General features: G+C 68.9%; 22 protein-coding genes. 19 read left to right on the top strand and 3 right to left on the bottom strand.

The genetic code is table 11. From position 1 onward, the window contains the following. Positions 1-52: 52 nt before the first annotated feature. The 3 genes from HG543_RS01920 to HG543_RS01910 all read left to right on the top strand — a co-directional run bounded on the left by HG543_RS01920 (position 53) and on the right by HG543_RS01910 (position 2,241). Entirely contained in the window at positions 53-781 is a 729-nt protein-coding gene (locus tag HG543_RS01920) for a methyltransferase domain-containing protein (RefSeq protein WP_169342903.1), read from the top strand. Between the two features lie 8 nt (positions 782-789). Continuing rightward, the gene (locus tag HG543_RS01915; protein ID WP_169342902.1) at positions 790-1,764 is read left to right on the top strand and encodes a hydroxymethylglutaryl-CoA lyase; all 975 of its coding nucleotides are present in this window, start codon (positions 790-792) and stop codon (positions 1,762-1,764) included. 237 nt (positions 1,765-2,001) lie between these two features. Further along, the gene (locus HG543_RS01910) at positions 2,002-2,241 is read left to right on the top strand and encodes a hypothetical protein (RefSeq protein WP_246356687.1); all 240 of its coding nucleotides are present in this window, start codon (positions 2,002-2,004) and stop codon (positions 2,239-2,241) included. A gap of 42 nt (positions 2,242-2,283) precedes the next feature. Here HG543_RS01910 and HG543_RS01905 read toward each other — a convergent pair whose 3' ends face one another. Further along, entirely contained in the window at positions 2,284-4,215 is a 1,932-nt protein-coding gene (locus HG543_RS01905; protein ID WP_169342900.1) for a TIM44-like domain-containing protein, read from the bottom strand. 103 nt (positions 4,216-4,318) lie between these two features. Here HG543_RS01905 and HG543_RS01900 point away from each other — a divergent pair, with 103 nt between their 5' ends. Further along, a complete protein-coding gene (locus tag HG543_RS01900; RefSeq protein ID WP_169342899.1) occupies positions 4,319-5,095 on the top strand; it encodes an enoyl-CoA hydratase-related protein in 777 nt (258 codons plus the stop codon). Between the two features lie 85 nt (positions 5,096-5,180). Here the strand turns inward: HG543_RS01900 and HG543_RS01895 are convergent, their stop codons facing one another. Beyond that, positions 5,181-5,540, bottom strand: coding sequence for a YtxH domain-containing protein (locus HG543_RS01895; RefSeq protein WP_169342898.1), 360 nt, complete (start codon positions 5,538-5,540; stop codon positions 5,181-5,183). 210 nt (positions 5,541-5,750) lie between these two features. Here HG543_RS01895 and HG543_RS01890 point away from each other — a divergent pair, with 210 nt between their 5' ends. The 14 genes from HG543_RS01890 to HG543_RS01825 all read left to right on the top strand — a co-directional run bounded on the left by HG543_RS01890 (position 5,751) and on the right by HG543_RS01825 (position 18,887). Further along, on the top strand, positions 5,751-7,280 hold the full coding sequence (locus HG543_RS01890) for an acyl-CoA carboxylase subunit beta (protein ID WP_169342897.1): 1,530 nt from the start codon (positions 5,751-5,753) through the stop codon (positions 7,278-7,280). A 69-nt stretch (positions 7,281-7,349) separates the two neighbouring features. After that, positions 7,350-8,495: an acyl-CoA dehydrogenase family protein gene (locus HG543_RS01885; protein ID WP_169342896.1), complete on the top strand. Its 1,146-nt coding sequence runs from the start codon at positions 7,350-7,352 to the stop codon at positions 8,493-8,495. Further along, complete coding sequence (locus HG543_RS01880) at positions 8,495-9,358, top strand: hypothetical protein (RefSeq protein WP_171817802.1); 864 nt, start codon at positions 8,495-8,497, stop codon at positions 9,356-9,358. The genes HG543_RS01885 and HG543_RS01880 overlap by 1 nt, the downstream gene beginning before the upstream one ends. Next, complete coding sequence (gene rnc, locus HG543_RS01875; protein WP_171817801.1) at positions 9,359-10,150, top strand: ribonuclease III; 792 nt, start codon at positions 9,359-9,361, stop codon at positions 10,148-10,150. Between the two features lie 44 nt (positions 10,151-10,194). Further along, a complete protein-coding gene (locus HG543_RS01870) occupies positions 10,195-10,929 on the top strand; it encodes a peptidylprolyl isomerase (protein WP_169342894.1) in 735 nt (244 codons plus the stop codon). 80 nt (positions 10,930-11,009) lie between these two features. Further along, the gene (locus tag HG543_RS01865; RefSeq protein WP_371876491.1) at positions 11,010-11,555 is read left to right on the top strand and encodes a peptidylprolyl isomerase; all 546 of its coding nucleotides are present in this window, start codon (positions 11,010-11,012) and stop codon (positions 11,553-11,555) included. A 120-nt stretch (positions 11,556-11,675) separates the two neighbouring features. Next, a complete protein-coding gene (gene era, locus HG543_RS01860; protein ID WP_169342892.1) occupies positions 11,676-12,620 on the top strand; it encodes a GTPase Era in 945 nt (314 codons plus the stop codon). Between the two features lies 1 nt (position 12,621). After that, positions 12,622-14,001 carry a ribosome biogenesis GTPase Der gene (gene der, locus HG543_RS01855; RefSeq protein WP_169342891.1) on the top strand — a complete coding sequence of 460 codons (1,380 nt, stop codon included), beginning with the start codon at positions 12,622-12,624 and terminating at the stop codon, positions 13,999-14,001. 103 nt (positions 14,002-14,104) lie between these two features. Then, the gene (locus HG543_RS01850; protein ID WP_169342890.1) at positions 14,105-14,911 is read left to right on the top strand and encodes a tetratricopeptide repeat protein; all 807 of its coding nucleotides are present in this window, start codon (positions 14,105-14,107) and stop codon (positions 14,909-14,911) included. Between the two features lie 25 nt (positions 14,912-14,936). Next, the gene (locus HG543_RS01845) at positions 14,937-16,085 is read left to right on the top strand and encodes an outer membrane protein assembly factor BamB family protein (protein ID WP_500690499.1); all 1,149 of its coding nucleotides are present in this window, start codon (positions 14,937-14,939) and stop codon (positions 16,083-16,085) included. Next, on the top strand, positions 16,082-16,510 hold the full coding sequence (locus tag HG543_RS01840; protein WP_169342888.1) for an NUDIX domain-containing protein: 429 nt from the start codon (positions 16,082-16,084) through the stop codon (positions 16,508-16,510). The genes HG543_RS01845 and HG543_RS01840 overlap by 4 nt, the downstream gene beginning before the upstream one ends. Beyond that, on the top strand, positions 16,510-17,391 hold the full coding sequence (locus HG543_RS01835) for a ribonuclease H-like domain-containing protein (protein WP_169342887.1): 882 nt from the start codon (positions 16,510-16,512) through the stop codon (positions 17,389-17,391). The genes HG543_RS01840 and HG543_RS01835 overlap by 1 nt, the downstream gene beginning before the upstream one ends. 11 nt (positions 17,392-17,402) lie before the next feature. Then, a complete protein-coding gene (locus tag HG543_RS01830) occupies positions 17,403-17,936 on the top strand; it encodes a tetratricopeptide repeat protein (protein ID WP_169342886.1) in 534 nt (177 codons plus the stop codon). A gap of 210 nt (positions 17,937-18,146) precedes the next feature. Beyond that, positions 18,147-18,887 (top strand): DUF3014 domain-containing protein, encoded by a 741-nt coding sequence (locus tag HG543_RS01825; RefSeq protein WP_343073247.1) that lies wholly within the window; start codon positions 18,147-18,149, stop codon positions 18,885-18,887. 603 nt (positions 18,888-19,490) lie between these two features. Here HG543_RS01825 and HG543_RS01820 read toward each other — a convergent pair. Further along, entirely contained in the window at positions 19,491-20,117 is a 627-nt protein-coding gene (locus HG543_RS01820; RefSeq protein ID WP_439332596.1) for a hypothetical protein, read from the bottom strand. A gap of 385 nt (positions 20,118-20,502) precedes the next feature. On the opposite strand from HG543_RS01820, the gene HG543_RS01815 reads away from it, so the two are divergent. Further along, positions 20,503-21,315 (top strand): sulfotransferase domain-containing protein, encoded by an 813-nt coding sequence (locus HG543_RS01815; RefSeq protein WP_169342884.1) that lies wholly within the window; start codon positions 20,503-20,505, stop codon positions 21,313-21,315. The last annotated feature ends 149 nt before the right edge of the window (positions 21,316-21,464 follow it).

Raw genomic sequence — 21,464 nt, 5'->3', positions numbered from 1 at the left:
GCAATGACTTCATGGGCTTGCACGGAGGCGGTGTGTCCGTACCCTCCCACCCGTGTCCTTCTTCGGCGAACTCTATCTGCGCAGCACGCTGCCCTTCCTCTCCGAGGCCGTGACGGAGAAGGAGGCCGAGTACCTCGCGCGCGCCTTCGCGGACGTGCCCGGCCCGGAGCCCATCATCGACCTCGGATGTGGGCACGGACGCCATGCCTCACGACTCAATGCGTCAGGTCCGCTGGCCGGGCGCATCATCGGACTGGAGTTGGACGCGCTGTCGTTGGCGATGCGGCGGCCGGGCTTCCCGGCGGTGCAGGGCGACTTGAAGGCACTGCCGTTTCGCCCCGAGTCACTCGCGGGGGCATACGCCTGGTACTCGACACTCTTCGCCTTCACGGACGCCGAGCACGTGCACATCCTCCGCGAGGTGGCGAGGGTGCTGCGGCCGGGAGGGCGGTTGGTGTTCCAGACGGTGCCGTACGAGCGATTGGCGGAATCGCCCGGCGCGTCATTCCGACAGACGTTGCCGGACGGAAGCGTGCTGGAGGAGCAAAGCCGCTTCGACGCCGTTACAGGCAGGGACATGGGCCAGCGAACGCTGTCCCTACCGACTGGTCGGCGGCTCACCGCGTCGTATTCCATTCGCTACTACCCGCTTGCGGAACTGCAACGACTGTTGGAAAGCACGGGCTTCTCAACGGAGTGGGTGCATGGTGGGCTGGCTGGTGAGCCGCCCGCGCCGCATGCGGCCGACCTGATTATCGCGGCACAGCGCCGACGAGGCTGAGGCGTCCAGTGGATACGAAAGAAAATCCCAGAGCGCGTCCAGGCTGGCTGGGCCAGCTCCCGAAGCGGGTGGATGTGTATGAAGTCGGCCCGCGGGATGGCTTGCAGAACGAGCTGCGCACCCTGCCGACGCGGGACAAGGCACGGTTGATCGACGCGCTGGTCGCCGCGGGCGAGAAGCGCATCGAGGTGACGTCCTTCGTCTCTCCGAAGTGGATTCCGCAGCTCGCGGACGCGGAGGAGCTGCTGCGCCTGGTGGGCCGGCGGGAGGGCGTGGTGTTCTCCGCGCTGGTGCCCAACCTGAAGGGCCTGCAGCGGGCGCGCGAGGCGGGGCTGGAGGAGGCGGCGGTCTTCATCTCCGCGTCCGAGGCGCACTCGAAGAAGAACATCAACAAGAGCATCGCCGAGGCACTGGCGGGAGCGCGCGAGGTGACGGTGGCGGCCCTGCATGCTGGCATGCGCGTGCGCGGCTACCTGTCCACGGTGTGGGGCTGCCCGTACGAGGGCGAGGTGCCGGTGGCGCGGGTGGTGGACATCTGCCGCCAGCTCGTGGACGCGGGCATCTACCAGCTCAGCCTGGGGGACACGATTGGCGTGGGGACTCCGCGCCAGACGGAGGAGATCCTCGAGGCGCTGCTGAAGCACATCCCGGTGGAGAAGCTGGCGCTGCACATGCACGACACGCGCGGCACGGCGTTGGCGAACGCGCTGGTGGGATTGTCCGCGGGAGTGACGACGCTGGACGCGAGCATCGGCGGACTGGGCGGGTGTCCCTACGCGCCGGGCGCGGCGGGCAACCTGGCCACGGAGGATGCCGTGTTCATGCTGCACGGCATGGGCGTGGAGACGGGCATCAACCTCGACAAGCTGGTGGAGGCCGGGGAGATTGCCCAGGAGCTGATCGGCCGGAAGCTGGCCGGCAAGTACCTGCAGGCCGCGCTCGGTGAGCGGGAGAAGAAGGCTTCGCGCAGCGCGCGGACGTGACGCGGGGTTGAACAGGTTCGAGGCGGTTGGACGGGCGGCACTGGAGACACTCCGGGCCGCCCGTTGCGTTGACGCGAGTGTCTGGCCCGCCGCGTGCTTTGGGCCCGGCTCACCATGTCGGGACCGCATGACCTCTTCCTCGTTCGCTACCTCCTGCTGGTCGGGAACAAGGCCTCGCATACGGCGGCCAGACGGGAGTTACATTCGGTGCTGGGTCAGCAACGAACGGAGGAAGTCATGCGTGGCTGGGGCGAGGAACTCATCGAGCAGGGACGCCAGCAAGGGCTTGCGCAGGGGGTGAGTCGCGGGCGTGCCGAGGACATCCTGCGGATACTCGCCAAGAGGAGGGTGTACGTGCATGAGGAGGCCCGGCAGCGCATCCTCAACTGCACCGACGTGGACACTCTCGACCTCTGGTTCGACCGGTCCTTGAGCGCCACCAGCCTCTCCGCGGTGTTCGACGACCTGTCTCAGTAGCCCCAATGGCCGGGGAATGCCCCCGGCCCCTTCGAACCCCAGCTACTGCCGCGAAATCATCGCGTCCAGCCGCTCCCGCAGGCCGAGGTGCTCGGCGGCGGACTCCAGCATGCGCCGCTCCTTCCGGTCGATGCGGCCATCCACCATCGCCATCTCCACGATGTTGCGGAGGAAGAGCTCGGCCTCGGGAGTCCCGCGCGGTACCAGCCGCTCGAAGAGCTGCGGCCCGGCACCCAGCGCCATCTCCACGTTGGCCCACTCCACGCCCCAGCGCTCCGAGCACAGCTTGAGCAGCTTGCGCTCGGCGCCGCTGACCTCTCCGTCCGCGGCGGCGATGGCGGCCATCATGTAGAGCAGCCGCTGGCGCTCCTGCACGTCCATCACCGCATCGGTGGCGGGAGCGGCGGCCTTCTCCACCGCCACGGCCTCGCGAAGCACGTTGGCCTGGTGCCGCTGGTCCTGCGACACGCCCCACGCCTCGTAGGGGAGGGCGGACACGAGAACCCAGTCCCGCTCACCACTCGCCAGCTGCGTGCCGCAGAAGTCACAGGTGCTCGCCGCGCTGTCCGTGAGCGGCGCGTTGCACTGCGGACACCGGTCCGTGGACATGCCGTTGGCCGTGTTCGTCTGCGCCCCATGCCGGCGCGTCAGCGTGAAGACGAAGCGCTGCGGCACCGTGGGCAGCTGCGGCGGCCGCTCGTTGGCGGGCCCCACGCCCATCCGCGCGCTCCAGCGGATCTCCACGTGCGCCAGGTCATGGCCCGCCGGGTCCACCTCGAAGCAGTGCGCGTCCACCGAGCCCACGGCGCACTCCAGGAACACGCGCCTGCGGCCCCTGCCGCGCAGCTCCTCCACCTCGGCGCCCAGCCGCTGCAGCGCCACCGGGCTGGCCACCTTGGTCAGGGGCTTCATGTCCCCACGGCTCTGCGCGTCGATCCACCGCCAGAACAGCAGCGAGGCGCGGTCCTCCAGGATCTCCAGGTTGAGCGCGGGGTCCGCCTGACGCGCCTGCGCCAGTCCGCCCACCGGCCTGTGGCCGTGCTCGTGCTCCACGCCCTGCGTGATCTCCGACAGTGTCCAGTCGTAGTTGCCGGAGTTCACCACCGCGCCGCAGTACTCGCAGCGGTTGGCCGCGCCGCCCGCGTACGGAGCACCGCAGTTGGGGCACTTGCCCTGGTACAGGTCCGCGCCCACGCGCGTCTGCGCGCCCGGCTTGCGCACGAAGGTCCATACCTCCGTGAAGGACTCCTGCGGCGCCTTGCGAGCCGCCTCCGTGGCCTGCGCGTCACTGAACGACGCGGGCACGTCGGTGTCGCGCATCCGCGCCTGGATGCGGACGTGGATGCTGTCGAACCACTGACTCTGCTCCAGCCCGATGAGCTGGACGTCGAGCACCTCGAAGTCGGTGATGGCGTCGCGCACGCCCTGCGCCGCGAGGAGCTGCAACTGCACGTTGAACCGCTGCCACGTGGCGTCGGACAGGAAGGGCCGCACCGGCGTCATGTCTCGCTGGAACCACGCCTTCTGCAGCTCCAGGAAGAGCCAGCGCGTCTTGTCCAATACCGGTGGGAGCTCGAACGCAGAGTCCTTGAGCTTCAGCGCATTCACCCAGCCGCTCACGTCCTGCTGGGAGACGCGGGTGCGCCGGTCCGCCTCGCGCTGCTCCAGGGCGCGGCGCGTGGTGGCGTCCGGGTGCAGGTTGCGCCGGTAGAGCCAGTACGCCACCCCGCCGATGAGAATCAGCGGAATCATCACCTTCGGGTAGCGGATGACGAGGAAGAGAATCTCGTTGATGAACCAGGCGGGGAGGCCACCGCCGCCGTCTCTGTCATCGGACGAGGGGCGGGTGTAGTGCTCGCCTCCGCCTCCTCGCGCCAGGGCCTCCAGGGGAGCGGCCAGGGCCAGCAGGACGAGGGCGGTGGGCAGCCAGGGAGCCCACCCGAGAAGTCGAACGTGCGCGGTACGCCAGGACATGAGTCCAATCGTAACCGTTTCCGTCTTGCCAGACCGGGCTTCCCGCCGCACTCTGCCGCGTCCCAGGGCGGCCCGCCGGACGGGCCCGGGGAGGGGAGTGCACATGCCGGAATTCAAGGTCGACGCACGGGGTGCCATCGAAATCTGGACCATCGACGGCGAGGGCCGCCGCAACGCCATCAGTCGCGCCATGCTCAAGGAACTGGGCGAAATGGTCGCGCGCGTGTCCTCGGGCCGCCAGGTGCGCGCCGTCATCCTCACCGGCGCGGGCGACAAGGCCTTCTGCGCGGGCGCGGACCTGAAGGAGCGCTCCGGCATGGCCGAGGACGAGGTCCGCGCCTTCCTCGACGGCCTGCGCCGCACCTTTCGCGCCATCGAGAAGAGCGACTGCATCTTCATCGCCGCCATCAACGGCGCGGCCTTCGGCGGCGGCACGGAGCTGGCGCTGTCGTGCGACTTGCGCGTCGCGGCCCCGGCGGCGGAGCTTGGCCTCACCGAGGTGAAGCTGGGCATCATCCCTGGCGGCGGAGGGACGCAGCGGCTGGCGCGCCTCATCGGCCCGGGCCGGGCCAAGGACCTCATCCTCACCGCCCGCCGCATCAACGCGGCCGAGGCCTTCAGCGTGGGACTGGTCAACCGGCTGGCGCCCGAGGGGCACCTGCTGGAGGTGGCCTACAGCCTCGCCGAGTCGGTGGTGGAGAACGCCCCCATCGCCGTGGCCACCGCCAAGCACGCCATCGACGAGGGCACCGGCCTGGAGCTGGACGACGCGCTCGCGCTGGAGCTGCGCAAGTACGAGGAGGTCCTCAAGACGGAGGACCGGCTCGAGGGCCTGCGCGCCTTCGCCGAGAAGCGGCCGCCCGTCTACAAGGGCCGGTAGGTCTCAAATGCCAGGGGCGGTGGCCCGATGACCCGGGCCCCGCCCCCGCGCACTCACGTCAGGTGTGTCGAAAAGACCCCGCGCCTCAGGCGCTGGCGGTCTTCTCGCTGCCCATGTTGACGTTCTGCTTGTTCATGTAGCCCATCGCCTTGTCCTTGACGGTGGTGCGCAGCTCGGTGCCCGTCTTCGGGGCCAGGAGCAGCGCGGCCACGCCACCGGCGGCCACGCCGATGAGGAAGGCGCCCAGGCCACCCGCACCCGTGCGGGCGGGCTTGTAGGTGGTGAGCCCCACCAGACGCAGCACGTCATCCGGGTCGAAGTCGTCCCAGGTGTCCTTCGCCGCGCGGGGAAGGTCATTGATGAGCTTCTGGGCCACCAACTTCCGGACGAGGTCGCTCTTGGCCAACCCCTTCGCCATCCACTTGGTCTTCTTCGCTGCGAACATGCGTCCCTCCCAGGGCCAGATGATTGTCGGAGGCGTTTCTTTGCTCGCGTGGTCGCCCCCGTGAGGCTCCAAGGTAGGCAGGGAAGCCCTCAGCGGCACCCCCCGCGCCCCCTCGTTCACACGGTGCGTCGTAAGCTGGACGTCACGACGCAACGCACCCTCGGCGAGAAGGCAGCCAGCCGAGGACCTTTCTGCTATGTGGCCCGGGCCATGTCCCAAGACTCGAAGCTGCTGGAGAAGATCGCGCAGGTGGAGAAGGGCGGCGCGGAGAAGTACCACGCCAAGAACAAGGAGTCGGGCAAGCTGTTCGCCCGTGAGCGCATCCGCCTGCTGGTGGATGAGGGCTCCTTCGTCGAGGACGCCAAGCTCGCCAACAACCTGGACCCCGAGCTGCCCTCGGACGGCGTCATCATCGGCCTGGGCAAGGTGGCCGGTCGCACCGTGGCCATCATGGCCAACGACTCCACGGTGAAGGCCGGCAGCTGGGGCGCCCGCACGGTGGAGAAGATCCTCCGCATCCAGGAGACCGCCCGCTCGCTCCGCTGCCCGCTCTTCTACCTGGTGGACTCCGCCGGAGCCCGCATCACCGACCAGGTGGAGATGTTCCCCGGTCGCCGGGGCGCCGGCCGCATCTTCTACAACGAAGTGCACATGTCCGGCTTCGTGCCCCAGGTGTGTCTGCTCTTCGGGCCCTCCGCCGCCGGTGGCGCGTACATCCCCGCCTTCTGTGACCTGGTCATCATGGTGGACGGCAACGCCTCCATGTACCTGGGCAGCCCCCGCATGGCCGAGATGGTCATTGGCGAGAAGGTGACGCTCGAGGAGATGGGCGGCGCGAAGATGCACTGCTCCATCTCCGGCGTCGGCGACGTGCTGGTGAAGACGGAGGAGGAGGCCATCGCCGCGGCGAAGAAGTACATCGGCTACTTCCCGGAGAACTTCAGCCAGCGGCCTCCCGAGGCGCCCGCGCTCGCGCCCAAGGGCAGCGGCAAGCGCGTGGACGAAATCGTCCCCGCCGACCAGAACAAGCCCTTCGACATGCATGCCCTCATCAAGGAGCTCATCGACGAGGACAGCTGGTTCGAGGTGAAGAAGCTCTTCGCCCAGGAGCTCATCACCGGTCTGGCGCGCATCAACGGCATGCCCGTGGGCATCGTCGCCAACCAGCCCAAGTACAAGGGCGGCGTGCTGTTCGTGGACAGCGCGGACAAGGCGGCGCGCTTCATCTGGCTGTGTGACGCATTCAACATCCCGCTGCTCTACCTGGCGGACGTGCCGGGCTTCATGATCGGCACCAAGGTGGAGCGGGCCGGCATCATCCGCGCCGGCGCGAAGATGATCTCCGCCGTGTCCGAGGCCAGCGTCCCGAAGATCTGCGTGGTGGTCCGCAAGGCCTACGGCGCCGGCCTCTACGCCATGAGCGGCCCCGGCTTCGCCCCGGACGCCACCCTGGCCCTGCCGGGCGCGATGATCGCCGTCATGGGTCCCGAGGCGGCCGTGAATGCCGTCTACTACAACAAGATCCAGGACCTGCCGGAGGCCGAGCGGCCGGCCTACGTCCAGAAGCTGCGCGACGAGTACAAGGCCGACGTGGACATCTACAAGCTGGCCAGCGAGCTCGTCATCGACGAGATCATCCCGGGTGACAGCCTGCGTCAGGAGCTGGCCCAGCGTTACAAGCTGTACTCCCAGCGCCACGCGCCCCGTGCCGAGAAGAAGCACGGTGTCTATCCCGTCTGAGTAGGAAAACTTCCTCCCTTCGCGAGCCCCGGCCTGCGCCGGGGCGCTTTGCTATAGATCCTGCCGACCATGGATTTCGAACTTCCTGAAAGCCACCGCGCCCTCCAGTCCTCCCTCCGAGACTTCTGCGAAAGCCGGGTGAAGCCGTACGCCCGGGAGTGGGACAAGGAGGAGAAGTTCCCGCTGGAGGTGGTGAGGGAGCTGGGGCAGCTGGGTGTGATGGGCATGTTGGTCGCCGAGGAGTACGGGGGCGCCGCCATGGACTCACTCGCAGTGGCGGTCGCCGTGGAGGAGATCGCCCGCTATGACGGCTCGCTCGCGCTGACGGTGGCCAGCCACAACGGCCTGGGCACCAGCCACCTGCGCGTGTTCGGCACGGACGCCCAGCGCAAGAAGTACCTGCCCAAGCTGGCCACCGGCGAGTACCTCGGCGCCTGGGGCCTCACCGAGCCGGGCTCCGGCTCGGACGCCTCCGGCATGAAGACCACGGCCGTGCGCCACGGCAACAACTGGGTGCTCAACGGCGCCAAGATGTTCATCACCCAGGGCACCGTCGGCGACGTCTTCGTCGTGCTGGCGGTGACGTCCCCCGAGAAGCGGCAGAAGGGCATCACCGCCTTCCTGCTGGAGAAGGGGATGCCGGGCTTCAGCCAGCGCGCCATCCACGGCAAGCTGGGCATGCGCTCGTCGGACACGGCCGAGCTGGTGATGGAGAACGTGGAGGTCCCCGACTCCAACCGCGTCGGTGAGGTGGACCACGGCTTCATCGACACGATGAAGATCCTCGACAAGGGCCGCATCACCATCGGCGCGCTGGCGGTGGGCCTGGGCCGCGGCGCCCTGGAGGAGTCCATCCGCTACTCGCGCGAGCGCACCGCGTTCGGCCAGCCCATCAGCGAGTTCCAGGGCCTGCGCTGGATGATGGCGGACATGAAGACGGAGATGGACGCGGCCCGGCTGCTGGTGCACCGCGCGGCGCGGCTGGCGGACGAGGGCAAGCCGTACTCGAAGGAGGCCTCCATGGCGAAGCTCTTCGCCTCCGAGGCGGCCATGCGCGCCTGCAACAAGGCGGTGCAGATCCACGGCGGCTACGGCTACACCCGCGAGTTCCCCGTCGAGCGCTACCTGCGCGACGCCAAGCTCTGTGAGATTGGAGAGGGCACGAGCGAGATCCAGCGCACCATCATCGCCCGCGAGATCTTCAAAGGGGCGTGATGGACACCGCCAGGCTGGAGGGACTCGGGCTGCAGGTGAGGGAGGACGCGGCTGGCACCGAAGCGGTGCTGGACCTGGAGGCGTCTCCCCTGGTGAATCCCGTCACCCGGGCCTTCATCCCCGAGGTGACCTTCCAGGTGATGGGGGACCGCCTCATCCCCATCGCCCCCGCGGCGGTGGTGGGGCTGGCCCCCATCCTGGTGGGCGCGCTCAGTGACGCCTCGGACATCGAGGCGCTGCTGTCGGACGCGTTCAACGAGCACATCTTCCACGTGCAGCGGCGGTCGGCCGAGCTGCAGGTCCTCGGCCTGACTCCCCGCGTGGACGAGCAGACGCTGGAGCTGACCACCGAGGTGGTGGACGGCGAGCTGGCCGTCACGCTCGTGGCGGACCGGCTGGGCAACTTCCGGGTGGCCCGCGTGCAGCGGGGCGGCGAGGAGCTGCCCACTGGTGGCGGGCACACGCTGGAGCTGTCCGAGTTCCGCGAGCGGGCGGCCCTGACGGGCTACCTGGCGGCGCTGTTCGGTGAGCCGGCCGCCCGGCCGCAGCCCTCGCCCGTCGGGGCGGGGTTGGTGCGCTTCGCGGACATCGTGGAGAAGTTCGGGGCGGAGGCCCTGGTGCCTCCCCGCAGCGCCCTGGAGTTGCTGGCGCAGCTCCAGGTAGAGGGCAAGCCGTATCGCTTCGCCGCCGCGAGGGTCGCGGGGCGCACGTTCCGGGGGCTGCTGGCGGGGCCCCGGGGAAAGGTGTGGGCGGGGCGGTTCGAGCTGGATGAATTTCCCGGCATCGTCCGGATGGTGGCGGACCTGCTGAAGGTTGCCCCCGAGGCCGTGAGGCTCGTGGGTCCGGACGCGCCACAGGAGTGAATGGGTTTGGAGAAACTCACCCTCGCCGAGCGTGTGCAGCTCCTCGAGTCTCGCCTGGGAGTCACCATCTCCCGCCAGGACCTGGCGATTGAGGCGCTCACCCACAAGACGTACGTCAACGAGAACCCGGACCTGCGCCTCAAGGACAACCAGCGCCTGGAGTTCTTCGGCGACTCGGTGGTGAACCTGGCCGTCGCGGACCGGCTGTGGCGCCGCTTCCCGGACGTGCCCGAGGGCTTCCTCACCAAGGTCCGCGCCCGCCTCGTCCACGAGGAGGGGCTTGCCCTGGTGGCCCGGCGCATCCCGCTGGGGGACCTGCTGCTGCTGGGCCGCGGCGAGGACAAGTACAAGGGGCGCGAGAAGAACTCGCTCCTGGCGGACGCGCTGGAGGCCGTCTTCGGCGCGGTGTACCTCAGCTCGGGCATGGAGCCGGTGCTCCAGCTGGTGGACCGCTTCTTCGTGGAGCTCATCGACGAGGCGGCCTCCAGCCTCGACAAGGACTACAAGACGGCCCTGGGCCAGCTCGTCCACGAGCGGCTGAAGATGCCGCCGCGCTACCGGGTGGTGTCGGAGTCCGGCCCGGAGCACTCCAAGATCTTCGAGGTGGAGGTCATCATCGGCGAGGAGGCCTTCGCGCGCGCCACCGGCCGCAGCAAGAAGGAGGCGGAGCAGGCCGCGGCCCGGATGACGCTGGACATGCTCCCGCAGCGGCTCGGCCAGGGCGCCGCGTCTGCTCCGGCGTCCGACACACCCGCCACGGCGGAAACGTCCCGGGACGACACCTCGGCGTGAAACCCCTTGGAGGGCGGAGGGGTGGCGCATAAGGTGCCCGCCTCATGCGACACTCCACCCTCCGAATGACGTTCGCGCTGGTGGCCTGCCTCCTGGCGGGCACCGCCTCCGCCGCCTCTTCCGGCAAGTGGACCCAGAAGGTCGAGGCCGGCAAGGACCTCTACGCCACCTTCAAGACGAGCGAGGGCGACATCGTCGTCCGCCTCTTCCCCAAGGAGGCCCCCAAGACGGTGGCCAACTTCGTGGGGCTGGCCACGGGCGAGAAGGAGTGGACGGACCCCACCTCGGGGAAGAAGTCGAAGAAGCCGCTGTACGCCGGCACCGTCTTCCACCGCGTGATTCCGAACTTCATGATTCAGGGCGGCGACCCCACCGGCACCGGCATGGGCGACCCGGGCTACCGCTTCGAGGACGAGTTCCAGAGCGGCCGCACCTTCGACAAGCCGGGCCTGCTGGCCATGGCCAACGCCGGGCCCAACACCAACGGCAGCCAGTTCTTCATCACCACGTCCACGCCGGCGCACCTCACCGGCCGGCACACCATCTTCGGTGAGGTCGTGAAGGGCTATGAGGTCGTGGAGAAGATTTCCAACCTGCCCACCGACAACCGGGACCGGCCGCGCACCGCCGTGGTCATCAACCAGGTGGTGCTGAGCGACAAGGCTCCGGCGGGTGTCGCGGCCGCGGGCGCGAAGCCGGGCGACAAGGGCAAGGCCCCGGCGGCCCCGGCCCCCAAGAAGGACACGGGCGCCAAGGCCCCGGCCGCGCCGAAGCAGTGAGCCCCGCGAGGGTGGGGCAGAGGACCTGACACGGGCCCGTCCCTCCGGCGGGCCCCCACAGACGGGAGGGCAGCATGGGAATGATGGACGAGGTTCAGGCGGGCAAGGACCTGTATGCCACCTTCGACACCACGCAGGGCACCATCGTGGTGCGCCTGTTCTCGAAGGATGCGCCGAAGACGGTGTCGAGCTTCGTCGGTCTGGCCACCGGCGAGCTGGAGTTCACGGACCCCTCGACGGGCCAGAAGACGAAGCGGCCGTACTACGACGGCATCATCTTCCACCGCGTGATTCCGGGCTTCATGATTCAGGGCGGTGACCCGACGGGCTCCGGCCGCGGTGGCCCGGGCTTCAACGTGCCGGACGAGTACCAGAGCGGCCGCACCTTCGACAAAGTGGGCCTGCTGGCCACGGCGAACATCGGCCGCCCCAACACCAACGGCAGCCAGTTCTTCATCACCACGTCCAAGCCGACGTACCTCAACAACAAGCACACCATCTTCGGCGAGGTGGTGACGGGCTATGACGTGGTGGAGAAGATCGCCGGCGTGGCCCGCGACGCCAGCGACCGGCCGCGCCAGGACGTGCGCATCAACAAGCTGACCATCTCGACGACCCAGCCGTAGCCCGTTCGCCCGCCGCCCGGCCATGCGAAATGGCGGGGTGGCGGGTTGTTAAACGGCGTTTCCAGACGTTCTTCCTACGGGGCTCCTACTTTCAGGGGCTCCCAGACCACCTCCGAAGCAATGGCCTCCCCCAAGACACACCGCAGCGGCTTCGCCGCGCTCATCGGGCGCCCCAACGTGGGCAAGAGCACGCTGCTCAATGCGCTGACAGGCGAGAAGATCGCCATCGTCTCGCCCAAGCCGCAGACCACCCGCAACCGCATCCTCGGCGTCGTCACCCGCCCGGAGGGGCAGGTGGCGTTCATCGACACGCCGGGCATCCACCAGGCCAAGGGCGAGCTCAACCGCTACATGGTCGAGGTCGCCCTCCATGCCGCCGAAGAGGTGGACCTGGTCCTCTTCCTCATCGAGCCGCCCTCGGGCGAGAAGCTCGAGGTGAGCCCGGGCAACCGCACCATCCTCGAGCGGCTGCAGAGGATCGGCAAGCCGACCTTCCTCGTCATCAACAAGATCGACACCCTGCCGAAGGCGGCGCTGCTGCCGCTCATCGACCTGTACCGCAAGGAGTTCCCCTTCGCGGAGGTGGTCCCCATCTCCGCGCGGGAGAAGGACGGGGTGGAGCGGCTGTTCCACGCGGTGCTCGGGCACATGCCGGAAGGGGAGAACGTCTTCGACGAGGACATGCTCACCGACCAGCAGGAGCGCGCGCTGGTGGCCGAGTACATCCGCGAGCAGGTGCTGCGCCACTGCCGCCAGGAAATCCCCTATTCCACCGCGGTGCTGGTGGACATCTTCGACGAGTCCGAGCGGGAGCCCCGGCCGGGCACGCCGCCGAACCAGCTGGGCGGACTCATCCGCATCGCGGCATCCATCTACGTGGAGCGCGACAGCCAGAAGGCCATCATCATTGGCAAGCAGGGGCAGATGCTGAAGACCATTGGCACGGACGCGCGCAAGTCCGTGCAACGCCTCCTGGGCGCGCACGTGTACCTGGACCTCCGGGTGCGCGTGGAGCCTCGCTGGAGCGAGCGCCCCGAAGGCCTCAAGAAGCTGGGATACGACTGAGATGAAGCCCCTGGTTGCCATTGTCGGACGCCCCAACGTGGGCAAGAGCACGCTGTTCAACCGCCTCGTCGGCAAGCGCCTCGCGCTGGTCGAGGACATGCCCGGCGTCACGCGGGACCGCCACTACGCGGACGCGCAGTGGGAGGGCCGCACCTTCACGTTCATCGACACCGGCGGCTTCGTCCCCGGTGAGAAGGACACGCTGCTGCAGCAGGTGCGCGAGCAGGCGCAGCTGGCCGTGGAGGAGTGCGACGTCATCATCTTCGTCGTCGACGGGCGCGAGGGCATCACCCCCGCGGACGACGCGGTGGCGACCTACCTGCGCAAGAGCGGCAAGCCGGTGGTGGTGGCCGCCAACAAGCTCGACAACACGTCCGGGCAGATGCAGGCCCTGGCCGCCGAGTTCTACAAGATGGGCCTGGGCGAGGTGCAGCCCCTGTCCGCCGAGCACGGCCTGGGCGTGCCGGGCCTCTTCGACGAGGTGGTGGCGAAGCTGCCGCCCCGGGAAGAGGACGAGGGCGCCGAGGCGCCTCCGGACGACGGCGTCATCCGCGTGGCCATCATCGGCCGGCCCAACGTGGGCAAGAGCACCCTGGTCAACGCCATCCTCAAGGAGAAGCGGGTGGTGGCCAGCGAGATTGCCGGCACCACGAGAGACCCGGTGGACTCGCCGCTGACGTACAAGGACCACAAGCTCATCCTCACGGACACCGCGGGCATCCGGCGCAAGAAGACCATTGCCCACCGCGTAGAGAAGTTCTCCGTGGTGGCGGCGCTGAAGGTGATGGAGCGCAGCGACGTGGCCGTGCTGCTGATGGACGCCACGGAGCCGGCGGTGGACCAGGACGCCAAGCTGGCGGGGCTCGCGGAGGAGCGCGGCCGGGCCCTGGTCATCGTCGTCAACAAGTGGGACCTGATTGGGGCGGACCAGCGCCGGCAGGAGACGTACCGCGAGTCCCTGAAGTACGCGCTGAAGTTCGTGGGCTACGCGCCCATCCTCTTCACGTCCGCGCTGACGGGCTCCAAGGTGGAGAAGGTGGTGGACGTGGCGGTGGAGCTGGCCCAGCAGTTCCGCTTCCGGGCGCCCACCCCCCAGCTCAACCGGCTGCTGGAGCACATGGTGGACAACCACCCGGCCCCCATCGTCCGGGGCAAGCCCCTGCGCCTGTACTACATCTCCCAGGTGGCGGCGGCGCCCCCCACCTTCACGCTCATGTGCAACCATCCGGAAGAAGTCCCGGACATGTACAAGCGGTACATCACCAACCAGATCCGCAAGACGTTCGACCTGCGAGTCCCCATCCGCCTCCACTTCCGGGAGCGCCCCGGCAAGGCGAAGCGGGAGGCGCGAAAGAAACCGCACCTCCAGGGGAAGCGCTGAAGCGTCCGTGCGTTGACACTCGCGGCGCGCGCTCCGTACAGTGCGCCGCTCTTTTCCCCTTTGTCGGGGTACAGCACCGCAGCGACGAGAGAGGTTGCCAGACGTGGCCGGAACCACCAAGACCGAGAAGATTCGCCAGCAGGAGCTCCGCGCTCCGGACAGCTTCCAGAAGGTCGGCGCTGAAGCGGGAGACTGGCTGGCCCAGCGGCAGAAGCTCATCGGCATCGGCGCCGCCGTGCTGCTCGTCGGCGGCCTGGGCGTGGGCATCGCCAACGAGGTGTCCAAGCGCAATGAGGAGACGGCCTCCCAGGCGCTGGGCCAGGCACTCGCCGTCCTGGAACGGCCGGTGGAGGGCGTGGAGCCCGCGCAGCCCGGTGACACCGAGCCCCCCTTCAAGACGCTGCAGGAGCGGGACGAGGCGCTGGTGAAGGCGCTCACCGACTTCCTCAAGGAGCACGGCGGCACCCGCTCGGCGACGACGGCGGCGCTGTCCCTGGGCAAGGCGCAGTTCCGGCTGGGCAACTACCCGGCCGCCCAGGAGGCCTTCTCGGCCTTCCTGAAGGACGCGCCCCAGAACGAGCCGCTGCGCGCCGGTGCGCTGGAGGGCCAGGGCTACTCGCTCGAGGCCGAGAAGAAGTACGACGACGCCATCAAGTCCTTCGAGCAGATGGACTCGGCCGGCGGCGGCGAGTACCTGGCCGGCATGGGCGCCTACCACAAGGGCCGCATGCTCATCCTCCAGAACAAGAAGGAGGAGGCGGCGCAGGTGCTGTCGAAGATCTCCGCCGACCACCCGAACACCGCGGCGGCGCGGCAGGCCAGCGAGCGGCTGGCGGTGCTCGCCTCCGAGGGCGTGAAGGTTCCGGCCCCGGCGCAGCCCGCGGCGGCCACCGGCCAGGACGCGGGGTAGTCACCACACCATGAAGAAGGGCCTCGTGAGCTGGAAGCGTTGGCTGGTGGGTGCCGCGGCGGTGGGGCTTCTGGGCGGCTGCGGCAGGACGCAGTACTACACGAACCCGGAGATTCCCCGGGGCCCCTCGCACCCGCCGGTGGACTACTTCTCGGTGGACTGGTGGGCGCCCCTGGCTCCGCCCCAGACGCTGGAGTACGCGCCGCGCGAGGTGGCGTCTCCGGCGTACGACCCGGACAACAAGCACGTCATCGCGCTCACGCGGGACGGCTACGTCCGCGCCGTGGGACCGGATGGCAAGGTGAAGTGGTCCTTCCGCACGGCCATCCGCTTCAACGCGGGTGCCCGGGTGAGCGAGGGCATCGTCTACGTGCCCGGCGGTGACGGCGTGCTGTACGCGCTGGACTCGGCCACGGGTGAGGTGAAGTGGAAGTACACGGCCGGCGAGTCGCTGGCGACGGTGCCCGTGCTGGCCAATGGCCTGGTGCTGGTGGCCTCGGAGAGTGACACGCTCTTCGCGGTGAAGGCCGCGGACGGCGTCTGGGCCTGGCAGTACCGGAGGGACCCGCCGGCGGGCTTCACCGTCCGGGGTGCCTCCACGCCGCTGGTGCACGAGGACTCGGCCTACGTCGGCTTCTCCGACGGCTTCGTCGTGGCGCTGAGCCTGGCGGATGGCAGCGCCACCTGGGAGAAGTCGCTGTCCGGCTCCGGCTCCGAGTTCCTGGACGTGGACACGCAGCCCGTCATCGACGACGCCGGGCGGCTGTACGTGGCCTCGTACAAGAGCGGCATCTTCGCCCTCGAGGCGGAGAGCGGCGACATGGTGTGGAACACCACCGTGGGCGGCGTAACGGCGCTGGTGTCCCGGGGGCAGCTGCTCTTCGCCACCGGTGATGGCCGGGTGGACGCCTACCTGAGCGACAGCGGGCGGCTCCTCTGGTCGCTCCCCCTGGGGGAACGGGCGGCCTTCGCTCCCGTGTTCGCCCAGGGAATGCTGCTCGTGCCCATCCAGCGCTCGCTGCTGTTCCTGGACCCGAAGACGGGCAAGTCGCGGGTGGCGTGGAACCCGGGCGACGGCATCAGCGCCACGCCTTTCGTGCGGGGCTCGCAGGTGTTCGTGCTGAGCAACAACGGCTACCTGTACGCCCTGGACGTGAACGGGATTCGCGGGTGACGGTGGCGGCGACCAGGACCGTCCGCGTCGTCGCGGCGCTGATTCCGAAGCCCGAGGACGGCCGCCGGTTCCTGGTGCAGCAGCGGCTCCCCGGTGGCAGCCGGGCCCTGCTGTGGGAGTTCCCCGGCGGCAAGGTGGAGAAGGGCGAGACCGACGAGGCCGCCCTGGCCCGCGAGTGCCGCGAGGAGCTGGACGTGGAGCTCGCCGTGGGCCGGCGGCTGTGGGAAGGCCGGCACACGTACCCGGACCTCACGGTGGAGCTGGTGCTGTACCTGGCCCGGCTGGTGTCCGGTGAGCCCAGGCCCCTGGGTGCCCATGCGCTGGCGTTCCACACGCCGGCGGAGATGCAGGCCCTGCCGTTCTGCGAGGCGGACATCCCGCTGCTGAACGACCTGGTGGCGGGAAGGCTGGGCTCGCTCGATTGATGCTGCAGCGCACGTTCCAGCACATCCCCGGCGTGGGCCCCTGGCGTGAGAAGGACCTGTGGTCCCGGGGCTTCAAGACGTGGGACGACTTCCCGGCGGCCGGTACCGGGGTGGCCATCAGCAAGAAGACGGACGACATCGCCCGTGAGCGCATCGCCCAGGCGCGGGACGCGCTGGCGCGGAAGGATTTGCGCAAGCTGGCGGAGCTGCTGCCGCCGCGCGAGCACTGGCGGCTGTACCCCGAGTTCCAGAACGACGCCGTCTACTTCGACATCGAGACGGACGGGAGGGACGCGCAGGCGCCCACGGTGGTGAGCCTGTTCGACTCGACGGGGCTGCACGTCTTCATCCAGGGCCGGAACATGGACGCGCTGCCGGAGGCGATGGCGGAGCGGCGGCTGTGGGTGACGTTCAACGGCTCGTGCTTCGACGTGCCGGTGCTGCGCGACTACTTCGGGCCGGCGCGCTTCCCGGTGCCGGACGCGCACATTGATTTGCGCTTCGTGACGCGGCGGCTGGGGATTGGCGGCGGGCTGAAGGAGATTGAAGCGAAGATTGGCGCCGAGCGGCCGCAGCACCTGAAGGGCGTCAACGGGTACGACGCGGTGCTGCTGTGGCGCGCGTACCAGCGCCGCGGGGACGTGGAGGCGCTGCGGTTCCTCGTGGAGTACAACCTCTACGACTCCTTCCAGCTCCGGACGCTGATGGACGTCTCGTACAATCGGGGCGCGGACGACCTGAACCAGGACGTCCCCCGGCTGCCCGTGTTCGAGCGCGGGGACGTGCTGTACGACGTGAGCCGCATCATCCTGGAGCTGGGCCCCACCGAGCGCGACCTGCAGACGCTCGCGAGGGTACGGGCCATGGAGCAGGACGGGTAGGGGACTTGGTGATGACACCCGATACGGAGTGGGAGCGGCGTATCTCCGAGCTGTGGCGCGGCTTCGACACCTACGCTCCCGCCGAGTTCATCGAGAAGGTCCGGGCCCTGGCCTCCGAGCTTCCGGCGGGTCATCCGATTGGGCTGTTCGAGCTGGCCTCGGCCCATGACTCCATCGGGCAGGAGCCGCAGGCGGCGCCGTTGTACCGGCAGGCGCTCGCCGCCGGGTTGCCGGGTGAGCGACGCCGCCAGGCCGTGATTCAATTGGCCAGCACGCTGCGCAACCTGGGCGCGGTCGAGGAGAGCGTGGCGCTGCTGACCGCCGAACGGGCGGCCGGGTCCGACGCACTCGATGACGCGGTGGCCGCGTTCCTCGCGTTGGCGCTCGTCGACTCCGGGCGGGAACGGGAGGCCGTGGCGCTCGCGCTCACCGCGCTGTCCCGTCATCTGCCGATGTACAACCGGTCGCTCGCGAACTACGCCCGGGCGCTCACCGCGCGGGGGCGGACGGGCTCCGGCCCCTCCGGCGGCGGCTCCGGCGGGTGACAGCGGCCGGTGGCCGGCCGCCCGGGCGGACGCGAGTTCCCGACGTTGAACATCCGTGAGGCGGAATCGACAGGGGCCCCATGGAATGCGCCGAGGGTCCGTTTGTAGCTTGGGGCGTTCACGACGGAGGAACGCATGAGCGACCCGATGCACCCGACGCCCGCAGGTGTCCCGCCAACGCCGTCTTCGCCATCCCCGGGTGGCAATCGCGTGAAGACGCTGGTCGTGGTCCTCGGCCTCGCGGGAGTGGCCGTGATTGCCTCGTACTTCGGCCTTCGGCGGCACGAGGAGCGCCCGCCCGAGGTCGCCGCCACGCCCGTGGTGGACGCGGGAGTGGCCGCGGCGCCGCCGGAAGAGTCGCTGCCGGAGAGTGATGGCCGGGTACGGGATGCGATGGGCCGGCTGTCGACCGAGCCCGAGTTCGCGAAGTGGCTGCAGGAGAAGGACCTGGTCCGGCGCTTCACCGCGGCGGTGAACAACGTCGCGGAGGGCGCCAGCCCGCGCATGGTCCTCGGATTCCTGGCTCCGGCCGGAGGCTTCGAGGTCGCCGGGGCCCAGGGAAAGACGACCATCGAGCCGCGGAGCTACGCGCGGTACGACACGGTGGCGCGGGTGTTCGGGTCGCTGGATGCCCAGGCGGCGGGCAGCGTGTACCGGGAGCTGAAGTCACTCATCGACCAGGCGCACCGTGAGCTTGCTCCGCCGGGTCAGGCGTTCGATGGAACCTTCAGCCGGGCCATCCAGCACCTGCTGACCGTTCCCATTCCAGAGGGGCCGGTGGAGGTCCAGCCCCAGGGGGCGCTGTACGTCTATGCCTCGCCGGAGTTGGAGGGCCTGAGCGCCGCGCAGAAGCACCTGCTGCGCATGGGTCCGCAGAACATGCGCATCATCCAGGGGAAGCTCCGGGAGCTGCAGAGCTCCCTGGGGCTGCCGCCCGTGGCGGAGCGCTGAAGGCGGCGGTCGAGCCGGTAGCCGTGAGCCCCGGAGCGTACCGGGGCTGCCGTCAGTGAGGGGCTCCGACGACGTCTCAGGCTCTGTCGTCGGGCCGAGGCTCCGATGCTCCAGTGCGCGCCAGGGCTGCTGCCCGTGGCGGAGCGCCGGAGACGACGTGGTGGTTGTCGTCGAGTCGGACGCCGGGAGCAATGGAGCCTGATGGGGTTGCTGCCCGCGGCGGAGCGCGGAAGAAGACGGCGACGGGGCTGTCATCGAGCCGGGAATCTGGCGGCGGTGGAGCCTGCCGGGGGCGGCTGCCTGAGGTCGAGCACCGCAGACGCTTCCGAGGACGTGGGTCGACAATCTCTGAAAGGGCGCCCAGAAACATTCTTTTTGCCCAGAAGGGCGCCAAGAACATTCTTTTTCCTCTCGACAAACGGCCCGAACATTCTTCGGCATCAAAAGAATGTTCCTGGACGCAAAAGAACATTCTTTCGCGGGCGCGAATATTTCCTCGGCTTCACGAACATTCCTGGAGGCAGGTAGCCGTTGTCGTTTGGGTCGCCCAGCGGGCGCCGATGCCCGGCATCGGCCCGCGAAGGTGCCGCGGCGCTCCTGGGGCTACTTCTTGCGCTTCTTGGCGGGTGGCGGAGGAGCCGGTTTTTCCTTCTCACCGGCGATCTGGAACGTCGTCCGGAGCTCCTCGACCTCGCGGCCCAGCGAATCCGTGAAGGCCGAGCCGGTCTGGGCATCGACGACCAGGGTGTACTCGAAGCCGGTCTTCAGGGGTTGAGGCAGGTTGATGCGGTAGACGAGCCCGGAATCGGATTCCTCGACGTCGTCGTCGGAGACCATGGCGCGCTCGGCCTCGTCGAAGAGCCGGACCCGGTAGTTCCGGAGCCCGATGGAGCTGCGGAGCTCGAGCACGGACGTGGCCTCGATGGCGGGCTTTTCATCGGGGGCGAGGGAGATCTCGGCCAGGCCGGCATCGGGGGCCTGGTAGCTGAGCGAGAACCGGGCCGGCGGAGGCGTCGTGGGAGCCTGGGCGGTGGTACCGGGCGCGCCGGCATCGGTCGTGGCCGCCGGCTTGTCGGGGCAGCCGGTCAGGACGAGGGCTCCAAAGCAGGCGACCGCGGCGAATCCGAAGCGAACGAAGCGCATGGGGCGACCACGGTATGCGCCGGAAGGGATGCCGGAAAGCACGGACTGCCATGCAGGCAGCCGAGCCTCCGGCGAAGTGCCCAGCATGGAACGCGAGCAGTCGCCAGCGGTCGCCAACGCGGTTCCAGCATCAGGAGTCCGAGCACCGGAGCCGGGGACCGGGGACGGTCGCCAACGGGCCCGGAGGCCGGCCGGGAATGGCCCCGGAAACGGGCCTGGAGCAGCCCAGAACGCCCCGGGTCTCCCTCTATGGGAACGTCCGATAACATGCGTTATGTAAACTAAGCGGGAACGAAACCTGGGGGGGCGATTTCGAGGTCTCCAGGTCCGGCTTCCACGGCGGTTCCCCCGCCGCTTCCGCGTCCCTGTCCGCCGGGAACCCAGGCCCTTTTTCCCCCGACATTCCGGTAAGACTGGATGCATGGACTGGTTCTCGAGATTTCTCGTCAGAAGCCTCGCCCTGCCGGTGGGCATGGCTGATCGCTTTTCCAAGTGGGGCCGCAAGATGCTGGACCCTCTTCACTGGCGCATGGAGTTCCGGCCCCGGCCTGGGGACATCTTCATCGCGACGTACCCGAAGTCCGGGACGACCTGGGTGCAGATGATCCTCGTGCAGCTGCTCAACGAGGGACGCGGCGAGTTCGACCACATCCTCCAGGTGTCGCCCTATCTGGAGGAACTCCTCATGCGAAACCGCATCCGCCATCTGGAGAGCCTGCCGTCGCCGCGGCTCATGAAGACGCACATGCTCTATGAGCATCTGCGGCCGGCGAAGGACTCGCGCATCATCCTGGTGACGCGCGACGTCCGCGACTCCATCATCTCGTTCTACTACCACAACGAGATGGCATCGCGGTTCCGCCTGGACTTCAACGCCTTCGTGGAGCGCGCGCTGCGGTCTCGCGACAACAACTGGTTCACGTACATGCGCTCGTGGCTGCCGCACCGCCATGACGACAACGTGTTGTGGGTTCGCTACGAAGATCTGCGCGAGAACCTGGAGGCCCAGGTGCGCCGCATCGCCGCCTTCTGTGGCATTCCCCTTCAGGAAGAGCGCATGGGCGACATCCTCCACAAGTGCAGCTTCGCGTACATGAAGGAGCGCGAGACGAAGTTCGACTTCCGCCTGTCCATGTATGAGCCCCTCGAGGGCAGCTTCATCCGCAAGGGAGGCTCCGGCGGCAGCGAGCGCCAGCGCATCCGCGAGGAGCACGCCGCCGAGCTGGCGCGGCAGCTGGAGCAGCTCCGCGCCGAGCTGCGCCTGGAGGACTCGGAACGCATCTAGAGTGCGCCAGCAGCTTGGGCGAGTTCGCCCAGCAGCAGAATCTGGCAGCAACAGTCGCTCCAGTAGGATAGTCTCACTGAGAATTATTCATGGAGGTGGACGCGGCTGGAACGCGTCGCCTCCAGGCCTGAGCCCCGCGGCTCCAGTGA

Origin of the sequence: Pyxidicoccus fallax, assembly GCF_012933655.1 — a bacterium.
Classification (GTDB): domain Bacteria; phylum Myxococcota; class Myxococcia; order Myxococcales; family Myxococcaceae; genus Myxococcus; species Myxococcus fallax.
Note: the sequence above shows the minus strand (reverse complement) of the source record. Positions and strands in the feature narration are given on the sequence as shown.

Bases quoted from the DNA above. Each gene is read 5' to 3' on its own strand.
- HG543_RS01880 (WP_171817802.1), top strand. From the start codon at position 8,495: ATGGACACCGCCAGGCTGGAGGGACTCGGGCTGCAGGTGAGGGAGGAC.
- HG543_RS01905 (WP_169342900.1), bottom strand. From the start codon at position 4,215: ATGTCCTGGCGTACCGCGCACGTTCGACTTCTCGGGTGGGCTCCCTGG.
- HG543_RS01820 (WP_439332596.1), bottom strand. From the start codon at position 20,117: ATGCTGGGCACTTCGCCGGAGGCTCGGCTGCCTGCATGGCAGTCCGTG.
- rnc (WP_171817801.1), top strand. From the start codon at position 9,359: ATGGGTTTGGAGAAACTCACCCTCGCCGAGCGTGTGCAGCTCCTCGAG.
- era (WP_169342892.1), top strand. From the start codon at position 11,676: ATGGCCTCCCCCAAGACACACCGCAGCGGCTTCGCCGCGCTCATCGGG.
- HG543_RS01895 (WP_169342898.1), bottom strand. From the start codon at position 5,540: ATGTTCGCAGCGAAGAAGACCAAGTGGATGGCGAAGGGGTTGGCCAAG.
- HG543_RS01900 (WP_169342899.1), top strand. From the start codon at position 4,319: ATGCCGGAATTCAAGGTCGACGCACGGGGTGCCATCGAAATCTGGACC.
- HG543_RS01830 (WP_169342886.1), top strand. From the start codon at position 17,403: ATGACACCCGATACGGAGTGGGAGCGGCGTATCTCCGAGCTGTGGCGC.
- HG543_RS01870 (WP_169342894.1), top strand. From the start codon at position 10,195: ATGCGACACTCCACCCTCCGAATGACGTTCGCGCTGGTGGCCTGCCTC.
- der (WP_169342891.1), top strand. From the start codon at position 12,622: ATGAAGCCCCTGGTTGCCATTGTCGGACGCCCCAACGTGGGCAAGAGC.
- HG543_RS01910 (WP_246356687.1), top strand. From the start codon at position 2,002: ATGCGTGGCTGGGGCGAGGAACTCATCGAGCAGGGACGCCAGCAAGGG.
- HG543_RS01815 (WP_169342884.1), top strand. From the start codon at position 20,503: ATGGCTGATCGCTTTTCCAAGTGGGGCCGCAAGATGCTGGACCCTCTT.
- HG543_RS01865 (WP_371876491.1), top strand. From the start codon at position 11,010: ATGATGGACGAGGTTCAGGCGGGCAAGGACCTGTATGCCACCTTCGAC.
- HG543_RS01890 (WP_169342897.1), top strand. From the start codon at position 5,751: ATGTCCCAAGACTCGAAGCTGCTGGAGAAGATCGCGCAGGTGGAGAAG.
- HG543_RS01885 (WP_169342896.1), top strand. From the start codon at position 7,350: ATGGATTTCGAACTTCCTGAAAGCCACCGCGCCCTCCAGTCCTCCCTC.
- HG543_RS01835 (WP_169342887.1), top strand. From the start codon at position 16,510: ATGCTGCAGCGCACGTTCCAGCACATCCCCGGCGTGGGCCCCTGGCGT.